The sequence below is a fragment of the Devosia subaequoris genome, from assembly GCF_014197055.1.
GTDB lineage: Bacteria > Pseudomonadota > Alphaproteobacteria > Rhizobiales > Devosiaceae > Devosia > Devosia subaequoris.
This window is the reverse complement of the sequence record NZ_JACIEW010000009.1, coordinates 95,267-114,445: the sequence shown is the minus strand read 5'-3', so window position 1 is coordinate 114,445 and position 19,179 is coordinate 95,267. Positions and strand designations below refer to the sequence as shown.

Annotated in this window: 16 protein-coding genes and 1 pseudogene; 6 read left to right on the top strand and 11 right to left on the bottom strand. The window is 61.3% G+C overall.

What is annotated here, in order from left to right:
• The first annotated feature begins 240 nt into the window (after nucleotides 1-240).
• From GGR20_RS16180 to GGR20_RS16160, 5 genes are read left to right on the top strand one after another with little or no spacing between them, the layout of a single operon-like run.
• Complete coding sequence (locus tag GGR20_RS16180; RefSeq protein WP_183312406.1) at nucleotides 241-1,713, top strand: hypothetical protein; 1,473 nt, start codon at nucleotides 241-243, stop codon at nucleotides 1,711-1,713.
• Complete coding sequence (locus GGR20_RS16175) at nucleotides 1,713-2,642, top strand: amidohydrolase family protein (RefSeq protein ID WP_183312405.1); 930 nt, start codon at nucleotides 1,713-1,715, stop codon at nucleotides 2,640-2,642. Before GGR20_RS16180 ends, GGR20_RS16175 begins: the two co-directional genes overlap by 1 nt.
• Complete coding sequence (locus tag GGR20_RS16170) at nucleotides 2,639-3,385, top strand: SDR family NAD(P)-dependent oxidoreductase (RefSeq protein WP_183312404.1); 747 nt, start codon at nucleotides 2,639-2,641, stop codon at nucleotides 3,383-3,385. The genes GGR20_RS16175 and GGR20_RS16170 overlap by 4 nt, the downstream gene beginning before the upstream one ends.
• 22 nt (nucleotides 3,386-3,407) lie before the next feature.
• Nucleotides 3,408-4,463 carry an ABC transporter ATP-binding protein gene (locus GGR20_RS16165; RefSeq protein WP_183312403.1) on the top strand — a complete coding sequence of 352 codons (1,056 nt, stop codon included), beginning with the start codon at nucleotides 3,408-3,410 and terminating at the stop codon, nucleotides 4,461-4,463.
• 7 nt (nucleotides 4,464-4,470) lie between these two features.
• Entirely contained in the window at nucleotides 4,471-4,821 is a 351-nt protein-coding gene (locus tag GGR20_RS16160; protein ID WP_183312402.1) for a RidA family protein, read from the top strand.
• Nucleotides 4,822-5,389: 568 nt separating this feature from the next.
• Here GGR20_RS16160 and GGR20_RS16155 read toward each other — a convergent pair.
• The 6 genes from GGR20_RS16155 to GGR20_RS16130 are packed head-to-tail and all read right to left on the bottom strand — an operon-like array spanning nucleotide 5,390 to nucleotide 11,959.
• Complete coding sequence (locus GGR20_RS16155; protein WP_183312401.1) at nucleotides 5,390-6,127, bottom strand: ATP-binding cassette domain-containing protein; 738 nt, start codon at nucleotides 6,125-6,127, stop codon at nucleotides 5,390-5,392.
• 11 nt (nucleotides 6,128-6,138) lie between these two features.
• Complete coding sequence (locus GGR20_RS16150; protein WP_183312400.1) at nucleotides 6,139-7,338, bottom strand: alanine racemase; 1,200 nt, start codon at nucleotides 7,336-7,338, stop codon at nucleotides 6,139-6,141.
• 10 nt (nucleotides 7,339-7,348) lie between these two features.
• Nucleotides 7,349-8,341 carry an ABC transporter permease gene (locus tag GGR20_RS16145; RefSeq protein WP_183312399.1) on the bottom strand — a complete coding sequence of 331 codons (993 nt, stop codon included), beginning with the start codon at nucleotides 8,339-8,341 and terminating at the stop codon, nucleotides 7,349-7,351.
• A 60-nt stretch (nucleotides 8,342-8,401) separates the two neighbouring features.
• A complete protein-coding gene (locus tag GGR20_RS16140; protein WP_183312398.1) occupies nucleotides 8,402-9,460 on the bottom strand; it encodes a substrate-binding domain-containing protein in 1,059 nt (352 codons plus the stop codon).
• A 28-nt stretch (nucleotides 9,461-9,488) separates the two neighbouring features.
• Complete coding sequence (locus GGR20_RS16135; protein ID WP_183312397.1) at nucleotides 9,489-10,748, bottom strand: M20 family metallopeptidase; 1,260 nt, start codon at nucleotides 10,746-10,748, stop codon at nucleotides 9,489-9,491.
• Nucleotides 10,745-11,959 carry an ROK family protein gene (locus GGR20_RS16130; protein WP_183312396.1) on the bottom strand — a complete coding sequence of 405 codons (1,215 nt, stop codon included), beginning with the start codon at nucleotides 11,957-11,959 and terminating at the stop codon, nucleotides 10,745-10,747. Before GGR20_RS16130 ends, GGR20_RS16135 begins: the two co-directional genes overlap by 4 nt.
• A gap of 559 nt (nucleotides 11,960-12,518) precedes the next feature.
• On the opposite strand from GGR20_RS16130, the pseudogene GGR20_RS19295 reads away from it, so the two are divergent.
• Nucleotides 12,519-12,821: pseudogene (locus GGR20_RS19295) on the top strand (transposase); the annotation flags it as partial.
• A gap of 40 nt (nucleotides 12,822-12,861) precedes the next feature.
• On the opposite strand, the gene GGR20_RS16120 reads toward GGR20_RS19295, so the two are convergent.
• From GGR20_RS16120 to GGR20_RS16100, 5 genes are all read right to left on the bottom strand, one after another.
• Entirely contained in the window at nucleotides 12,862-14,565 is a 1,704-nt protein-coding gene (locus tag GGR20_RS16120) for an ABC transporter permease subunit (RefSeq protein WP_183312395.1), read from the bottom strand.
• Nucleotides 14,562-15,698: an ABC transporter ATP-binding protein gene (locus GGR20_RS16115; protein WP_183312394.1), complete on the bottom strand. Its 1,137-nt coding sequence runs from the start codon at nucleotides 15,696-15,698 to the stop codon at nucleotides 14,562-14,564. Before GGR20_RS16115 ends, GGR20_RS16120 begins: the two co-directional genes overlap by 4 nt.
• Nucleotides 15,698-16,705, bottom strand: a complete 1,008-nt coding sequence (locus tag GGR20_RS16110) for a hypothetical protein (protein ID WP_183312393.1) — start codon at nucleotides 16,703-16,705, stop codon at nucleotides 15,698-15,700. The genes GGR20_RS16115 and GGR20_RS16110 overlap by 1 nt, the downstream gene beginning before the upstream one ends.
• Before the next feature lie 63 nt (nucleotides 16,706-16,768).
• Complete coding sequence (locus GGR20_RS16105; RefSeq protein WP_183312392.1) at nucleotides 16,769-17,734, bottom strand: extracellular solute-binding protein; 966 nt, start codon at nucleotides 17,732-17,734, stop codon at nucleotides 16,769-16,771.
• 382 nt (nucleotides 17,735-18,116) lie between these two features.
• The gene (locus tag GGR20_RS16100; protein ID WP_183312391.1) at nucleotides 18,117-19,178 is read right to left on the bottom strand and encodes an ABC transporter ATP-binding protein; all 1,062 of its coding nucleotides are present in this window, start codon (nucleotides 19,176-19,178) and stop codon (nucleotides 18,117-18,119) included.
• Nucleotide 19,179: the final 1 nt, after the last annotated feature.

Sequence of the window (19,179 nt, the reverse complement as noted above, 5' to 3'; positions counted from 1 at the left end):
GTGGGATGCTGCCGAGGATGAGTGCATTATCACCAGCAAAAATTAATGTTGATATTTGATAGTCATGATGCTTTATTCTGTCAATGTGAAGCGAGCGGAGACGAGGTATGATGATCGATGGCGCACAGACACACACACCCCTATGCGGCCGAGCGTCTCCGTGAATCTCTTCATGATAGCCCGCTCCAGGAACAGTCGATCAGACTGGTTCTTGATACGTCCTTGGCAGAAGGCGCCTTTGTGATTAGTGCCCTCGATGGAACCATCGAAGTGCGCGGCGGCCCGTTTTCAGGCGTCATCTACGGCGTCGAAGAACTCATCGCTCACAGCGCTAGTGACCGCCTTCTGGCTCGCCTTGCAGATGCCCCGATCGCGGGTGCGCCAGGCATGAAATATCGGTCATTCTGGACCTGGGACCATTCCACCAATTGGGAGTTATCCCAGATAGGTCATCAGGAAATCGGCGTCTTCAATCCTTATCAGAAGCCGCCCGGCGGCTTTCTAGCCGACTATCAGCGCCTGATCGACTTCTGCTCCAGGAACCGCATTGGCGGCATTATCATCTATGGCTTTCTGCGCGACAGTCATGGCGGGGTTGAGGCTGCCCAGCAGCTTTGTCGCTATGCCAATGAGCGGGGTGTGCGCATCATTCCCGGCATTGCCATCGGCGCATATGGCGGCGTCTACTGGGAGGGCAAGCACCGCTACAATCTGTCGACCTGGTTGAAGGAAAATCCGCAGCATGCCGCCAAGATGAACCGAGATGTCGGATTCCAGATCGCCGATCTCGCCTTCCCGCTGAACTTCCCCCATTCGGACTACACCATGAGCGCATGCCCCAGCGCGCCCGAAACCATGGACTGGATGGAAGAGGCTGTCGCATGGCTGGCCGAGACGTTCGAAATTGGCGGCATCAATATTGAGAGCGGCGATTATGGCGTCTGTGATTGCGACCGCTGCCGAGCCCGCCGAGACAATGACGCCGAGGCGCAAAGGCGCGAAGATGTTCACGGCGACTCCTGGTCACACACCGACATGGCGATCAATTTTCCCCGCCTCTATGCGGCTGCAATAGCGAAGCGGCCCGACCTCTGGATCTATTGCGAAATGCAATGGGACAATCTGCTCGATCCGGTGGCAACGTCTGCGCAATCGGCGCTGCCTCAGGGAGCCATCTACCAGCACACTGCCAATCGCAGTTATTGGAAGCGGCTGCGCAACGAACTCGAACCGGGCTATGTGGCGTCGCTGCCTACCCAGCCAAACGTCCTTCGCTGCCAGTTTGCGAGCCAGTGGAATGGCGACAATCGGACCGAACGATATGCCTTCAATGGCGGCGATTTCGCCGACATGGCCAGACGCGGCGCGCAATTGGGCATGCAGGGGCTGACCGTCTGGGGAGAGGCTTCCGACTACAGCGCCACCGTGGAACTGAGCTATCTGGCTTTTGCCCGTTTCACCTGGAATCCGGCGCTGAAATGGTCTGAATTCGTCACGCGCGACTTGGCCCCCCGCCTGGGTGGTGAGGCGGCAGCGGAACGCTTTCTTGCCATAGCGTCTGAACTGGACGGGTCGGCCGGACTGCCTGTGGAGCGCCTCTCCCAGTTGCAGGCCGAGGCGCTTGCCACGGCCATGTCATGGAACGGCGCAGTGGCGCGCCGCTGGCTGACGCTAGCCGAGCAGATCGCCCGCCGCGTTCATATGGGGCGTTAATGAGCCCGTTGCGTGACAGTGCAGGGCTCTATTGCGGCCCGATCGTGGACGCCCACCACCATTTCTGGGATTTGGCGATTGACCGTCATCCGTGGTTGCGCGGACAACAGGACGCGGTCCTTACGCGCAATTGCCTACCGCAGGACTATCTGCGCGACACACGCGGATACGACGTCATTGCCAGCGTTCATGTGGAGGCCAATTGGGACGCGACCAATCCGTTGGGCGAAATCGCCTGGCTCGATAGCCTTGAGCGCCCCTCGGGCATTGCAGGGCGCTACGTCGGATTTGCCGATCTGCGCGCGCCCGATGTGGAAGACACCCTGGCCGCAATGGCCGCAAATGGCCGGGTAACCGGGATACGCCAGATTGTCAGCTGGCATCCCGACCCCGCGCGCTCTGCTGTGGCCGACAAGCATCTGGTGGCCGACCCGCAATGGCGTCGCGGCCTCGCCGCACTCGGCCGCTATGGCCTGTCTTTTGATCTTCTGATATCGCCCTGGCAGGTTGCGGAGGTGCTCGACCTGCTGGCGGCGTTTCCCGAGGTTGCTTTTGCCCTCAATCATTGTGGCTCCCCATTCGACCGGACGGTCGAGGGCATGGCCAACTGGGCATCGGGACTATCCAGCCTCGCCCGTGTGCCAAACCTGGTGCTCAAGATTTCCGACATGGTGGCCTACGATCCGGACTGGACCGAAGCGAGCCTGCGCGACGTGGCCATGACCTGCCTTGACGCCTTTGGGCCACATAGATGCCTTTTGGCCAGCGACCATCCGGTGGTTACCCAGCATGCCAGCTTTGCTCAGACCTATGAGAGCTTCCGGCGCATCTTCGCTGATCTGAGCGATGATGAGCTGCTGGCCATATTTGCCGGCAATGCAGCGCGCTTCTACAATTTCACCGACATCCAGTTGGACCGATATCCATGAATTCTTACGATCTTCACAACCAGACCGCCATTGTCACCGGCGGAGGACAGGGGATTGGCCTGGCCATCGCCTCTCGTCTCGTGGCCTCGGGTGCCCGCGTCAGCCTCTGGGATATTGACGCAGGTGTTCTGGCATCTGCTCAGGCCCGACTGGGTGAAGCCGCATCCACCGTGATCGTGGATATTGCCGATTGTGACGCCGTGGCGGCCGCAGCCGCATCGGTCGCTCAAGGCACTGGCGGCATAGACATCCTCGTTCACTCGGCTGGTATCGCTGGGAAGAATGCCCCGCTCGACGAGTACGATCCTATCGAATGGCGCCGGGTGGTCGATATCGACCTTAATGGAGCCTTCTACGTCAATCGCGCCGTTGTGCCCTACATGAAGGCCGCCAATTATGGGCGTATCGTCAACATCGCCTCGATCGCCGGCAAGGAAGGCAATCCGTTGGCCTCTGCCTATGCGGCGGCCAAGGGTGGCGTCATTGCGATGACCAAGGCGCTTGGCAAGGAATTGGCGCGGTATGACATTGCCGTCAATGCCATCACGCCAGCCACCGCCAAGACGCGCATCCTCGATGAGCTCAAGCCTGAATTCATCGAATACATGCTCAGCCGCATCCCCCGTGGCCGTTTCCTAGAAGTGGAAGAAGCCGCCAGCATGGTTGGCTGGCTCGTCAGCCGGGAAAACAGCTTCACAACGGCGTCCGTTTTCGATCTTTCCGGTGGCCGGGCCACATATTAGTCAATCCGCTGGAGGCACCATTATGGGTACAGTCACGATTCGCGACGTGCGCAAAATCTACAATAAGTTGGAAGTCCTCAAGGGTGTCTCGGTCGACATCCGGGACGGCGAATTCCTAGTTCTGGTCGGCCCGTCCGGCTGTGGCAAGTCCACCCTGCTGCGCATGATCGCGGGCCTTGAGGAGATCAGCAGCGGCGATATTTCGATTGGTGGACAGATCATCAACGACTTGGCACCCAAGGATCGCGACATTGCCATGGTGTTCCAGTCCTATGCGCTTTATCCTCATATGACCGTCGAGCAGAATATGACCTTTGCACTCCGCCTCAAGGGGATGTCCCCCGCCGAGCGCAAGGAGAGGGTTGCGAGAGCAGCCGGTATTCTCGGCCTGACGCCCTATCTCGAACGCTTACCCAAGGAATTGTCTGGTGGCCAACGCCAGCGTGTGGCCATGGGCCGCGCCATCGTGCGCAGTCCAGCTGTCTTCCTCTTCGACGAGCCCTTGTCCAACCTCGATGCCAAGCTGCGCGTGCAGATGCGCAGCGAGATCAAGCAAAACCATGCCCGTCTCAAGACCACGACCGTCTATGTCACCCACGACCAGATAGAAGCCATGACCATGGCCGACCGCATCGTCGTCATGCATGATGGTCTCATCGAGCAGATTGGCACTCCCCTGGAGCTCTACGATCGGCCTGCCAATGTCTTCGTTGCCGGCTTCATCGGCTCGCCGGCGATGAACATGCTGCCCGGCACGGTCCGCGCCGGGCGTTTCATTGCCGAGGACGGCACCGAAATCGCTTTGGACACCACTCCTGACAGAGTCGACGGTCAGGCAATTATGCTTGGCATCCGTCCCGAACATTTGGTCGTGTCCGATGGCGGCACGCCAGCCGAGATCGTCACCGTGGAGCCAACCGGCGCCGAAACCCAGGTCGTCAGCCGCCTCGCCGGCACCGAAGTTATGGTGGCGCTGCGCGAACGCCTGCAGATGGGTCCTGGAGATCATTTTAGCTTGGCCCCTATGCCCGGCACCGTTCACCTCTTCGACGCCGCTTCCGGCTTGCGCATCAATTGAGGACCTTATGACGATCAAGCGAATTGAGAATGGCCAGCGCTTTGCCGCGGCCGTGGTGCACAACCACACCGTCTATATTGCGGGCCAGATCGCCGACAGTATCGGTGCCCCGATTGAAGTACAGACGCGCGAAGTGCTCGCCAAGATAGATGACCTCTTGAAAAGGTCGGGAACTAGCCGCGCGAAGCTCCTGTCGGTCAATATCTACCTGCCCCATATCAGCGATTTCAACGCCATGAATGCGGTGTGGGACGAGTGGCTGGACAAGGCCAACTTGCCCGCACGCGCAACAGTCGAAGCCCGCCTTGCCATTCCCGGTCTGCGCGTCGAAATGACCGCCATCGCGGCTCTGGACTAGGTTGGAGAGCTGTCAGTCGCAAGTGTGGGGACGCCGCCGTTCTTGTCTTGGCGGGATGACGGGGATCGCTCCAGCATCAAGAAGGGTGTCGTGGAAGTGCTCGGCGTCAGAGGCGCGGTCAGCGATGACGTGGCGAGACTTAAGGCCGTCCAGTAGATCCTTGCCATGGATCAGGTAACCGCGATGGCACGGCGCAAGCACAACGCGCGCCGGCGCGCCGGGCGCACAACGACATGATCTTGGTGCCTAGCCCGCCGCGAGAGCGGCCAAGATCTTGGGTGTCCGTCCCCCTTTTGCCATGCACCGGCGGCTTGTGGCTGGACACGGATGGAAGTGGAATCGACGCCACCCAATCGAGGTTACCTTTCCTGGCCAGTGCCTCGAACAGCTTTTCGAGCACGCCCATCTCAATTCAGCGGTAATACCGGCGCTTGGCGGTTTGATGGTGGTCCGACTGCAACCTTAGCCGCTCAAAGGCCTAAACGATGCCGCTGAACATCCCGCGCAGCGGGCTTGTACTTGGGACGCGTTGCTGAGGGCCGTATATTGCAACGGCCCCTTGGACCTACTACGCGCTCAGACCCGTGATCATCGAGACGATCTCGTTCTTGTCGGTGTCAGCTGTGTTGCGAATGCCGATCTGCTTCCCGCGTCGCAGTACACAGATCCGGTCCGATAAACGGAACACCTGATCCAAGCTATGGCTGATGATCAGCACCCCGATATTGCGCGCCTTGAGCCCGGCCACGATCTTTTCCACCTTGGCCGTTTCCGCGACGCCCAGCGCTGCCGTGGGTTCATCGAGCAGGATCAGCTTCTTGGCCCAGCGCGTGGCGCGGGCAATGGCGATACCCTGCCTCTGCCCACCCGACAGATCGCGGATAGTGGCGTGCGGTGAGGGAATGCGCACATCCAATTCATCCACCAGGCGCTGGGTCTCGGCGATCATGGTCTTGCGATCAAGCTGTCCGAACGGTCCCTTGGTCACCTCGCGCCCGAGGAACAGATTCATATAGACCGATTGCTGATCGGCCAGCGCCAGATCCTGGTAAACGACCTCGATGCCGTGCTCCCGGGCCTTGGTCGCACTTGACATGGCGACGCTTTCTCCTTCGATGACGATGCTGCCGGCGGTTGGCGCATGCACGCCGGAGACGATCTTGATCAGCGTCGACTTGCCCGCGCCATTGTCACCGACCAGTGCGACGATCTCGCCCGGCTCGATGGTGAGGCTGAAATCCTCAATGGCAACGACGCCGCCAAAGCTCTTGCGGATATTGTTGAGGGCCAGAACAGGTTGGGTCATGTCGTGCGCTCCTATACCGGCCATGCCGCTGTGCGGCCAAAGCTGTCTTCAATGGTTTCGACCTTGGGGTTGCCCGTCGAAACGCCGGAAACCCCCACGACATAGGCGCGCGTGACAAAAGCCTGCCCGCGGAACCCGAACACCGCCGTATCGCCGGGTCGCGGTGCGGAGGCGCCATCGGCATCGATCATCGCGTAATAGTCGATGGCCGAAGGGGGCGGAATTTCCACATCGCGCAGCGCGCCTGCAGCCGTCGTCGGCTCGCGCGACACGATGGCCTTGACCGGATAATCAGGGAAGATCGGATCGATATAGAACCCGCCGCCCAGGCAATAGGCCTTGCCGCCCGACAGATGCGACACTTCGGTAAGGTAGAGTACCGCCGGCAATTCGGGCAGATCCTCCATCACATGCAGCGCCGTCGTGCCATGCAGCCCATTGCCCGGCTCGCACTGCGTTGCCCCGGCTTCGGCTAGTCCCTGCAACAACACTGACGATGTGGTTCCGGGTGCATTGATCTCGACATCCCGCCGGCCCGCCTTGCGCAGCGCTTCAGCCGCACGCGACAGGGTCGCCAGGTTCGGCGTCGGCCTCACCTTGCGCGTCTCGTGGTCGAACAGCAGCGCCGGGAAAGTCGTGATCCCGGCAAAGCGCCCACCTTCGACCCGGTCCAGCCCCTCGGCCACGCTCACGATGTCGGCTGCCTCGAACCCGCCTTCATGGCCACGATAGAACGTATCGCCCTCCGCCTTGATCCGCGCGAGCAGGTTCTGCTTGTAACCCGCCTTGTGCGCCGCCTGCCCCGCCTCATGTGCCTTTTCGGCGTTGAAAACGGTCCAGTAGTCCGGACGGAAAGTTGCTGCAGCCGCATCGGCCTCGGCCCGCGCCACTTGCTGCAAATGCCCCAGATGGCCCACCGGCATACCAGCATTGTGGGTCGCCCGCGCACAGGCCATATCGACGGCCACCGACTTTTCGATACCGCCACGCTGCACCGCCTGGCAGAAGCTGGACGAACGCCCCACCTGCTTGGTCATGGCAAAGATCTTGAGGCCGTACTTGTCCGCCTCGGACTTGAGCACTCGGGCGTTGGCTTCGACCGCATCGAGATCGAGCACGTAGGCATTGGCCGGTACCTGCCCTGATTGATGCAGCGCCATGGCGGCTTCGACAAAGGCAGGGTTGCGGCGGCGCAGAACGTCGAGAAACATGGTTGAACTCCTAGCGGGAGGTTTCGCGCAGCGAGACCGCAACGGCGATGAGGATGATGAGACCGCGTACGATCATCTGGTCGGAGACGGAGAGCCCCATCAGGATCAGCCCATTATTGAGCATGCCCATCATCAGCGAGCCCACCAGCGCCCCGATGATAGAGCCCTTTCCACCATGGAGCAGCGTGCCGCCGACAATCACCGCGGCAATCACCGTCATCAGATCGGTTTCGCCCAACGTATATTTCGCCGCCTGCAGCCGCCCCGAATAGAGCAGCCCGGCCAGGCCGGCCATGGCGCCGCTGATCAGGAACACCGAGAGCCGGACGCGCGGCACCTTGATGCCGGTGACCATGGCCGCCCGCGCATTGTCACCCGTCGCCAGCACGTGCGCGCCATATTTGGTTTGCCGGAAGATGAAGTGGCCGATGGCAACCGCCGCGATTGTCCAAATGACCAGTGATGGAATGCCGAACAGATTTCCCGAACCGAACAGGCCCGTAAACACGGGGTCGGTGACCGGTATCGAGCGCAATTGCGTCAGCGAGCGCGCCACGCCGGCAAACAGTCCCATGGTGGCCAGCGTCACGAGGAACGAGGGCAACCGCAGATAGGCGACCAGCGCCCCATTGACCAGCCCGACCAGTAGCCCCATGCCCAGCCCGGCGCCAATCCCGGCGAGCAGCGCCGCCTGCGGAAATGCCGCCATCGCCATCGCCCCGCCAAGCGCCGAAACGGCAACAGTTGAGCCGATCGAAAGGTCGATCTCGCCGGCCGACAGGGCAAAGACCAGCCCGATAGCCATGATCGTCACCGGCGCGGTCTGCAGGATGATGTTGATCAGGTTTCTCTGGGTCAGGAAGCCGCTGTCGCGCAGCACCACCGCAAAGAACAGGAAAATGGCCAGAAAACCGACATAGACGACATATTGCTGCAGATTGGCGCCGGACAGGCGAGCCAAGAGCGAAGTTGTCGTAGGAGCGGCGGACTGGGGCGCGGTCATAGCGGCCTCGTGAAGATCAGGGTTGAGGCGGGAGCACCATTGCCCCCGCCCCGGGAGGGATTACTGTGCGGCCAAAACCGAAGCCGGTGCGTCACGGTGCAACGACTGCTGCCAGCCTTCAGCGACATTGTCCGCCGTGACGGTCAGCGCGGGCGCCACCACAAAAGCCGGAGTTTCCTGGCCCAGCAGCGCCTTGAGACCCACCGCAGCCATGGCGCGGCCCAGCTCATAGGCCTCATCAGCCACGATACCAGCGACATTGCCACCGCGCACCATGTCGAGCGCAATAGGCTCGGAAAGATCGAGCGTGACGACCTTGGTTTCGCTATTGCCGGCACCGCGCAGCGCGGCCAGTACCCCATCGGCCGGTTCGGCCCAGGTCACATAGATGCCATCGAGCTCGGGGTTCTGCAGCAGCATGGCGCTGGCCAGTTCCTCGGCACGCGCCGGATCGGAAATGCCCTGCTCGGCGACAATCGAAATATCGGGATAGTCGGTCTCGATCGTCGTCTTGAACGCCTGATCGCGCTGGTTGGTCACGTAATAGCTGGCATCGTGGAAGATATAGCCCACCTCGCCTTCGCCCCCAATGGCCTCGGCCAGCACGTCGGCCGCCTGTTTGCCCATCTGGAACAGATCGTCGGTGACGATGGCGGCATAGTCCGTGCCATGCACATAGTCGGCCGGCAGGTTGGAGAGGAACACCAGTTCCACATCCGTCTCGACCGCTTCCCTGAAGGCAGCAGCCGAAGTCACGGGATCAAGCGGCAGCGACAGGATGACATTGGGGCCGGCCGATAGGGCCGTCTCGATGTCCGAGCGCTGCTTGGCGGCGTCGAAACCGGCATCGGTGGTCACGACCACGTCGACACCCGCACGCGCAAATTCATCATTGGCGCCGGCTGAGACCGCATTGATGAAATCCGACGAGGTGTGCCAGAGCAGTGCCGCCTTGTAGCCCTGCCCCGCAAGGGCCGCGATGTCCTCATCGCTAAGGACAACGTCGGAGGACGGAGTGGCACTTTCGCCATTCGGCCCCACGGTCTGGGCAAAGCCAGCAACCGGATGGAGCAGCGTTGCGGCCAGCAGGGCCGTCGCCAGTTTTGTCGTGGTTTTCATCTTCATATCTCCCTTGATTGAAAATTCCCTAGTTTTCGTCTTCCACCCCGCAATAGCGGGCGATGAAACCGGCAAAGGCCACGACCCCGGCGAGATATTCCTCGACGCTGACGCGCTCCTCGAATGTGTGGCAATTGCGAATATCCCCCGGCGCGCAATAGACGGCGGGAATGCCCAGCCCGTTCACGAAGAACGGAGTCTCCGACCAGAACGGCGCCCCCTCGGCACCCCCTCGTCCGGGCATGGCCTGCCCGACGCTCTCTTGCAGCATTGCAAGGGCCGAATGATCCAGATCGATCTCTGCTGCGGTGCCGCCCAGGGCGTGATCGCGCCCGGCCGGATAGGCGATTTCGACGGCAATATCAGGGTCGGTCACCGCACCACGAATGACCTCTTCCAGTTCCCGGGCCGCCGCATCCAGGCTCTCGCCTGGCAGCAGCTTGCGGATCAGAGACAGCGTGCAGCGCTCGGGAACGGCAATGAAACCACCACCATTGAGTGTGGTGATGAGCAGGAAGCCCTTGCCTACCAGGGCATGCTCCGCACGCGCAGACACTTCTTCCGAATGCGCCCAGAGCGCACTCATCACCTTGTGGCTCGCCTTGAGCGCATCACGTCCCAGTTCGGGCACGCCGAAATAGGCCGACTTGCCGGTAATGGTGATGTCGGCGATGAAAAAGCCGATTTGCGCTGGATAGACTGCCAGCCGCGTGGGCTCTGTATAGACCACGAAGTCCGGGCGCGGCAGTCTGCCCGCCGCGATACGTGCCACATGCGCCTTGACCCCCGCGGACACCCCACTGCCCGGCTCGCCGCTTTCCTCGTCGCCGACAAAAGCGAAATCCACATCGCCCTTGAGCCGGATGCCGGCCCGGTCGAGCAGGCTTATCGCCGCCAGGCTCGCGCAGATGCCGGCCTTGAGGTCACCCGCACCGCGCCCCCAGATTTCACCATCAATGATTGGGGCGCCGAACGGATCCTCGCGTTCATCACCCGCCCAGTGCTCGCGCCAGCCCTCGACATGCACCGTATCGGTGTGACCGATAAATTGCAGGCGCCTGCCGCCACCCGAACCCTTGCGGCGTCCCCAGATATTAGGCCGCCCGGGGAGGAATTCTGCGATCTCGACATCCTCAAGGCCGCGGCTGCGCATCTGCCGATCGAGATAGGCCACCATGGTGACCTCATCGCCGGTAACGCTGTTGCAGCCAATGGCACCGCGCAACAGGCCAATGGCCTCGTCTCGATCCAGTGCGGCCAGCAGCCGATTGTGCAGGGTTTCACTCATTTGAGCACCTCGCGCATCAACGCAGCGTTGGCGGGCGGCAGCGAGATGCGGGCTTCCGGCGTTTCCGTGCCGAACAGCGTATTGTGCAGATGGCTCAGCCCGATGGCCGCAGCGCCAACCAGGGCCGCGTGATTGCCCAGAACGCTCGCCTCGACCTCGACGGGATAGGGAAAGCAGAGCGGCAATACGTGGCGGATCCGCTCGACCAGTTCAGGCCGCGACCCAATGGAGCCCCCCAGAATGACCTTTTGCGGATTGGCCATGGCGGCCATGGCGCCGATACCCCGCGCAAGATAGCGCGCCGTATCATCGAGCACCTTGATCGCGTCAGCATCACCGGCATTGGCCTTTTCGAAAATCGCCGGGACGGTGGCGTCGTGCCCCACGGCATCGCGGTAGCGCCCGATGATGCCATGGGAGGCAACGACACGCTCGAACGCGCCCGCCCGCAGTGATTCCGCTTCATACGGATCGGCACCGAAAGGCAGAAAGCCCAGCTCACCAGCAGCATTGCCGGCGCCCCGCACCAATTGTCCGTTCAACATCAAGCCGCTGCCAACGCCAGTGCCCAGGGCAATGAAGGCCAGATCGTCGACACCCTGACCGACGCCCAGCCAGCTCTCGCCAAGCACTGCCAGATTGACGTCGTTTTCAAGCATGGCCTCGAATCCGAGGGCAGATTCCAGTGCCCCGGCAACGTCCATCTGATCGAAACCGGCAATATTGGGCGCCAGCAGCACGCGCCCCGTCTCTGGCTGCGGGGCCCCGGGAGCGCCCACGACCGCAATGCGCAGCTTGTCGCGCGGCACCCCGCCTTTATCCGCCGCCTGCCAGCAAAGCTGAGCAATCTGCTCGACCACGGCCAGCCCACCAGCCGCACGGGTCGGCTCGGTCACTTCCGCCAGCACGTGGCTGGACAGATCGCAAATGGCAACCCGCACCTTAGTGCCACCCAGATCAACCGCTGCGATATAGGCGGCCGAGGGCACCAATTCATATGTGACCGCCGTGCGCCCAACATGTCCGCTGGTGCGGCCGGTCTCCTGCACCCAGCCTTCGTCTTGGAGCTGGCGCATGATTTCCGAAATGGTTTGCTTGGACAGGCCCGTCTGCTTGGACAGCGAAGCACGCGACACCGAGCCGCCCTGCACGATCGCCTCCATGACAGAGCGAAGGGAAAACTGTCGCGAGATACGAATGGCCTGGCTCACATCGGCGCCTTATTTAGTTCGGTCACTAACCGAACTAATCATTAAACGTTGGATTGAGTCAAGCGGTCCATAAATGGCGGGTTCGCGCCAGACATTCGGGAGCTACCTCCGCGTCCTGCTGATCCTGCAGAGCACTCGGAGAAAGGGTGAGAGTATGTATGGCAGGGCCGTTGCTCCGAAATTGCCTCCATCGACTTCCGGGACGTACCTGGCGGAGCGCACCGTACGAGCCCCTTTTGGGAGCTAGGCAAGGGCGACGCTTGAGCAAAGAAGAAGGGCAACTTTCGGGACGTCTTCAGGTCTAACCGGATGACCGTTTCGGGGCGCCATGCCGCTCGACTGATTTTGGCCTCCTGCCTTTAATGCGACTTCTAGGAAACAAGTGTTCTGGCCAATTGCGGCAATTCCGGTGTCTGCCACCATCTGGAGATGGGTCAAATCTCGGTGGAAATATCCCAACCTGCTGGGTCACTTCTTAATGGCTTATCGCCTTCGATGGGATCACAGTAAACTATTGATACAAGGAATACAGCCGTGCGGCCTCGCTCGTAAGCAGGTCATGACCGCCGACGAGTTCATCCGCCGCTTCCTGATCCACGTACTGCCGCGTGGGTTCCACCGTATCCGGCACATTGTCCGACTCGCCAGCTCCGCCCGCAAGGACTGCCGCACCCTATTCCCGCGTCATGCTGGGGGTGGCGCCGACGACAACCGAACCGCCGACCACCGAGAATTCAGACGCGCACCCGTCTTGTCCTGATGCGGCGGCACAATTGTCATCATCGAGACCCTAGCTGCTTGGTGCCAGCCTCGGGCGCCGCCGACTTGGCAAGGCGCACGCAAGAGCTGCGACCTAGACTGATGCACTGTCCGCAAACTACGGCCAGAATCGCCGACTACGCTCAAGAGAAGAGTTCTGACATGGACTTTCCGATTATCCGCGTGGCAGCAAGCACCAGGATCAGCGTGACCAAGATGGTGATCGAGCCGATGGCGGCGGCGGCCGAGATCTCCTGACTTTCCAGACGTTCATAGATAGCGATTGAGATAGTCTTCCATCGCGCGGAGTAGAGCATCACCGTGGTGCTCATTTCCGAAATGAGCGTGGTGAAAACGATGATCGCACCGGCAAGAATCCCGGGGGCGATCAGGGGAATGGTAACTTTTCGCATCGTAGTGCCCCAAGTCGCACCGGCAACGGTGGAGGCTTCCTCCATCTTGAGGTCGATCTGGGTCACTGCCGCCACTACCGAGCGGTAGATATAGGCGATCCGGCGCACGAAATAGCCGATCACGATGATCAGGGCGGTGCCTGTCAGTGCGATCGGACCGCTGTTGTATGTAACCAGCAGCGCCACCCCGGTGACAATGCCCGGCAGGATGAAAGGCAACATGATGGTGAGGTCCAGCGCCCATTTGCCGAAGAACGTCTTGCGCTCGGCGACATAGCCGGTGAGCGTTCCGAAGACGACGCAGGCCACGGTCGCCACCGCCGCAAGGATCAGGCTATTCTGAAGCGGTTCGACGACGCGGGTGAACACATACTGATAGTTGCCCCAGCCATACTGGGTGGGCCAAAGAGTGCCCGGCCACTTCTCGGCAAACGAGGTGAACACCACCACCAGTTGAGGCAGCAGGGCTAGTGCCAGCAATCCCCATACATAACAGTTGGCAATTATGCGGATGCCTCGGCCGGTCTGCAGCGCCGCCCTGCGCGTGGTGCTGCCGACCGTCACGAAGCGGCGCTTCTTGTTGACCCGGATCAGGAACAGGATGGCCGCGAGGGTGATCAGCACGTTGACTAGTGCAATGGCCGACGCCGCATTGAGATTAAAGAAGCCGTGTATCTGGAAATACATCAGCGTAGAGAGCACATACATTTCCCCGCCCAGCACCGCCGGCGCGCCGAACTCGCCGAGAGCCTCGATGAGAACGATCATGGCCCCGGCCAGCATCGGCGGGATGGCCAGCGGCAGAACCACCGTGCGCAGCACGCGCCAGCGCGACGCGCCCATTACACGGGCGCTCTCCTCCAGATGCGGATCGACCGCTGTCAGCGCCCCCTGCACGAATAGGAAAACATAGGTGAAGTTCGACAGAACCATGGACAGGATAACGCCGAAATACCCGTAAACCGGCGGCATTTGGATACCAAACCACTGGTTCAGGTATTGCGAAACGATGCCGCTGCGGCCGAACAGCACCACCCAGGAATAAGCGCCGATGAAGGGTGGCGAGATGAGTGGAATGATCGACAGCGACAGGATCAGCGGCTTGAACGGTATCTGCACCCTCGCAACGAAATAGGCGGCGGGCACGGCCACTGCCGTTGCGAGCACGGTCACCATCCCGCCGATGAAGATCGTGTTCAACAGGGCCTGCTGGTACATGGACGAGCTAAAGAAGCGTGAGAAGTTCTCAAGGGTCGCATTGAGCACGTTGAATGCTTCGCCCGCAGGCGCGAAGCTGTTCAGCATCGTGGTGCCGATGGGGTACAGAAGGAACGCGACCAGCACAAAGATGGTTACTCCCCCGGCCACATAAGGTGCGATGTTCAAGCGCCGCCGGGCGGCTGGCGCCATGGCTGTTGCTATAAGCTCGCTCACCGGCTGCCCTCCTCAAACACGAGGCCCGGGCCGACCAGCCCGAACCGGACCTCATCACCCTCGGACACGCCTTCGGCGAACGCCGGCAGGTCGACAATGACCTCGCCACGTGCCTGGCTGCTCTCGACCAGATAACGCACAAAACTGCCCAGGAACTGAATGCGTAGCGCGCGTCCGGCGAAGGCCGGCTTGTCGAGCTGCTGGCCCGCTGAGGAGAGCCACATCTGCTCAGGCCGGCTCATCATCAACGCCGCTTGCGGCTTGACGAACCAGTCACCCTCATCGCTTGCCGCCGTCACCGTCTTGACTCCGGCAAAGCGGCTGCCGCCAAGCGCCACCACGGCCGTCCGGCCGTTGTCGCGGGATTCAATATCGACGGGGAAAAAGTTGGCCTTGCCAATGAAATCAGCCACGAACAGCGAGATCGGCGCGGAATAGATGTCATAGGGCGCGCCCAGCTGCATCAGCCGCCCCTTGGAGAACACCCCGATGACATCGGAGATTGCCATGGCCTCTTCCTGGTCGTGGGTCACATAGAGCGCCATCACGTTCAGTGCCTTCTGCAGGCGGCGAATTTCGTCGCGCATGTCGACGCGCAGCTTGGCATCGAGATTAGCCAGCGGTTCGTCAAGCAGCAGCATGCCGGGATGGTAGACCAGGGCACGACCGATCGAGACGCGCTGCTGCTGGCCGCCCGACAAATCCGCGGGGTAGCGCTGGGCCAGTCCGTCTAGGCGGAGCATGGCCAGCGTTTCGTGTACCCGCTTCGTCATCGTCGCTTCGTTGACTCCGCGCAACCTGAGCCCATACGCTGCGTTTTCGAAAACCGTCATGTGTGGAAACAGCGCGTAGGACTGGAACACCATGCCGATATTGCGCTCGAAGGCGCTCTTGCGGCGGAAGTCCTCGCCATTGAACAGGATCTGACCGCTCGTAATGGACTCGAGGCCCGCGATCATGCGCAGCGTCGTGGTCTTCCCGCAGCCCGATGGCCCGAGCATGGTGAAGAACGTGTTCGGCGCGATGTCGAAGCTGACGTCCTTAACCGCCGTCGCCGGTCCATCGGGAGTGTCGAAGATTTTTGTCAGCTCGCGCACTGAAAGCCGGGCGGGTGCCGGCGAAGAAGAGGCCATCAGTTGATTCCTGCGGATATGAAGAGGATGCTGCGGTCATCTCCGAAATTCTTGCCCACGCGACCCTTGGTGCTCGCATGAGGGCCGACGCGGTCCGGGTCGGTTCGGTCGGCCTCGGCGAGCGCGGCTTCCCACGCTGCAATGCCGGTAGCATCGGGAAGGGCCGGATAGCCGTCGGTGGCAAGTTCGAGCGTATTAATCTCGGACCGCGGCAGGTCGAGCACGCGGACCGAACTGCTGGTGTCGCTCACCCCATCGAGTGCAGACGCATGAAACGTCTCCGGATTGGCACGAATGCCTTCGAGTCCAGCCGCAAGGATCTTGTCGACCAGGGCGAGGTCATTGCCGCAAGCTTCAAGCACGGGGCCGTCGCGGCGGACCGCGGCGACAATGGCGGCGAGGTCGACCGCGGTGAGGGGCTGGGGCACCGGGGTGGCGGACGTTGGCCCCTGGACGATGAGCTGCCGGGCGATAGGGCGGATGTCAGCCACACTCAACCCCTTTTCCAGCAACATGGTCCAGGCCACTGCACGCGCCTTGGACAGAACCGTGTCACCGGGAAAATGATGGTCAAGCACTACCTTGCCGTTGACGCGGATAGTGCAGTCGCCAAGCGCCACGAGGCGAACCATGTCGCCGACTGCGAAAGCGGCCGAGAAGGCAGCGCGGAAGCGCGCCAGTCCCGACCGTATGTCCGACCCGGCGATCCTAAGCCTCTGATAGGTAGCGGCGATGGCGGTATTGAGATCGATGACGAGCGCGGTCGGATCAGGGAGGCGGGTCAGCGGGCCGGCGGCCGCGGTCGCGAGTACCTCGGCGACGGCCTGGGCCGCAAGGTACCCGCCGGTGGCGCCCTGCCCCAACCGATCGTCATAGCGCAGGCCGCTGATATCGGTCGCACCGTCGATCACCGCATAAAGGCGATTGGGAATGGCCACGATGCGGTCTTCGTTGGTTTCAGGCGCGTCAGGGTCTTTGGCCTGGGTGAATCCCTGGAAATGGTACAAGCGGCGCTCTCCCCGGTTTGGTGGTGAAGCCCGGGGGTTCCGCGCTTCACCGATCTGGGTCAGTTACTGTGCGAACAGCTCGTCGAACTTGGCGAGGTTCTCGTCGCGGTTCGAGGCTGCGAGGTCGGCGTCATATGGGAAGGTCGGGACCTCGCTGGTTGGCATCAGTCCTTCCGGCGGCGCCACGTCCTTGCGCACCGAGCGACGGTTGGTGGACACGATAAGTTCGTGCGCTTCCTTGGAGTTGGCGTAGTCGAGGAACAGCTTGGCATTCTCCGGGTTCGGCCCCCCGGCGATGATCGCCGAAGCATCGAAGCGCAAGCCGGTGCCGTCTTCCGGATAGATCGCCGTCACCGGGTAGCCTTCGTCCATCATGGTCTTGATGTTGACTTCGCCCGTCACTCCGACCTCGGTTTCGCCGCGTCCAACGTCCTGAAACACGTTCTGCGAGGAGGTGGTGAAGCGCGCGTTGTTCATGACCTTCTCGGCCACATCCCAACCATAGAGCTGCAGAATCTGGGCCAGCTGTGCGTAAGCGGAACCCGAAAGCGAGGGGTTGGCCAGCACGAGCTTGCCTTCAAGTTCCGGGGCAGCCAGGTCGGCCCAGGTCCGCGGGTACTGGTCTTCGCTCATCAGGTTGGTGTTTACGATAAACGCCTGCAGCGGCATGGAGCATCCATAAAAGGAATGGTCAGCCGCCACGACATCGGACTCGAAATTGGGCAGCTCGGGACTTTCATGGGGCGCGAATAGGTCAGGATTGGCCAGGAACGCTTCGCTCGACGCACACAGGACGACGTCGCCCTGCGGGTTTTCCTTTTCGGCCGCCATACGGGTGAACAGTTCGCCCACGCCGGCATTGATCGCCGAGATGGAGATCCCCGGGAACTTCTCCCGGAACCCGTCGATGATCAGTTCACCGGCGTCCCCGGCGGGATTGTACACGACCAGCCCACCCTCCTGGGCGATAGCGGTCTGGCTCATCAAGGTGCCGACGGCAGCAATAAGAGCTAGTGACTTCAGATTCATTGGATCCTCCTCCTTTCGGCAATGCCGATGTGCAACTGTTCTACACTCGCTGCCCTTTTGCAACCGGTTGCGTAACTGATCGAAGTCAATGATCTTGGCGACGAGTATGCAAACGTTGCAGGGTTTAAGCCGGCCAGATCAAAGCGGCGGTCGTGGCGACCGGTCCCAGCTAGTTCGAGGTGCTTGAGCACCCAGGGCGGACCCCGACTGCTCCGTCCTTCTTCTCGATGAGTATATGGGGATTTCACACGAGCATCTTACAAGCTTCCGCCGCTACCTGCGGAAGCGGTTCGCCAAAAAAACCGGCCGCATCTTGGCGAGATCATCTACGTTGATGGCGACGCCGCCGACCGTGGTGAGGTTGATCGCGTCAGCGCGCATGTCAGAGACCTTCGCTGTTCATGGGAAGCGTATCTCCGGACTCCGCGTCAAACAGGTGAATAAGTTCTGGCCTCACGGCAACAGGAAGCAGATCGCCTGCCCGAACCGCTGCCCGAGTCCGCAGCAGCACGGTAGCTGGAACGCCACCCAGTTGCCCCTGCACTAGGGTTTCCGAGCCAGTCGGGTCCACGTTTTCGACAGCAAGCACGGCACCGCCTTCACCGATGGTGAAATGTTCGGGGCGGATTCCCATTTGCACCGCGCCTGCCAGGTCCGCAGGGGCAGCGCACCAGTCGGTTCCGGCAAATTGCACCTGCCCCCCCGAAACGTCGGCGGCAAAGATATTCATCGAAGGCGATCCGACAAAACGGGCTACAAAGGTATTGGCAGGCTGATCATAGAGGTCCAACGGCGCGCCCGCCTGCATGACATAGCCATCCTTCATCACCACGATCCGGTCGGCCATGGTCATGGCTTCAACCTGGTCATGCGTCACATAGATGGTTGTGACCTTGAGACGATTGTGGATCGCCTTGAGCTCGGCGCGCATCTGCACTCGCAATTGCGCGTCAAGATTGGACAGGGGCTCGTCAAACAGGAAAACCTGCGGCTGACGGACAATGGCGCGCCCCATGGCGACGCGCTGCCTTTGTCCGCCGGAAAGTTGCTTGGGGTACCGCCCCAGATAAGGCGTCAAGCCAAGGATTTCTGCCGCGGAGCCCACTTCACGCCGGATTTCCTCCTTGCTCTTCTTGAGAAGCCGCATGGAAAAGCCCATGTTTTCGGCCACGGTCATGTGCGGATAAAGCGCATAATTCTGGAAAACCATAGCGATGTCGCGGTGCTTTGGTTCGACCTCATTGATGACGCGGCCACCGATTGAAATGGTGCCTGCGGTGACCTCTTCAAGTCCGGCAAGCAATCTCAGGATAGTCGACTTGCCGCAACCGGACGGACCTACGAGAGCGACGAATTCGCCATCCGGGACGTCAATGGTAACGCCATGAATGGTCTCTATGGGACCGAAGCTCTTGCGAAGGTCGCGAATTTCTACTGAAGCCATT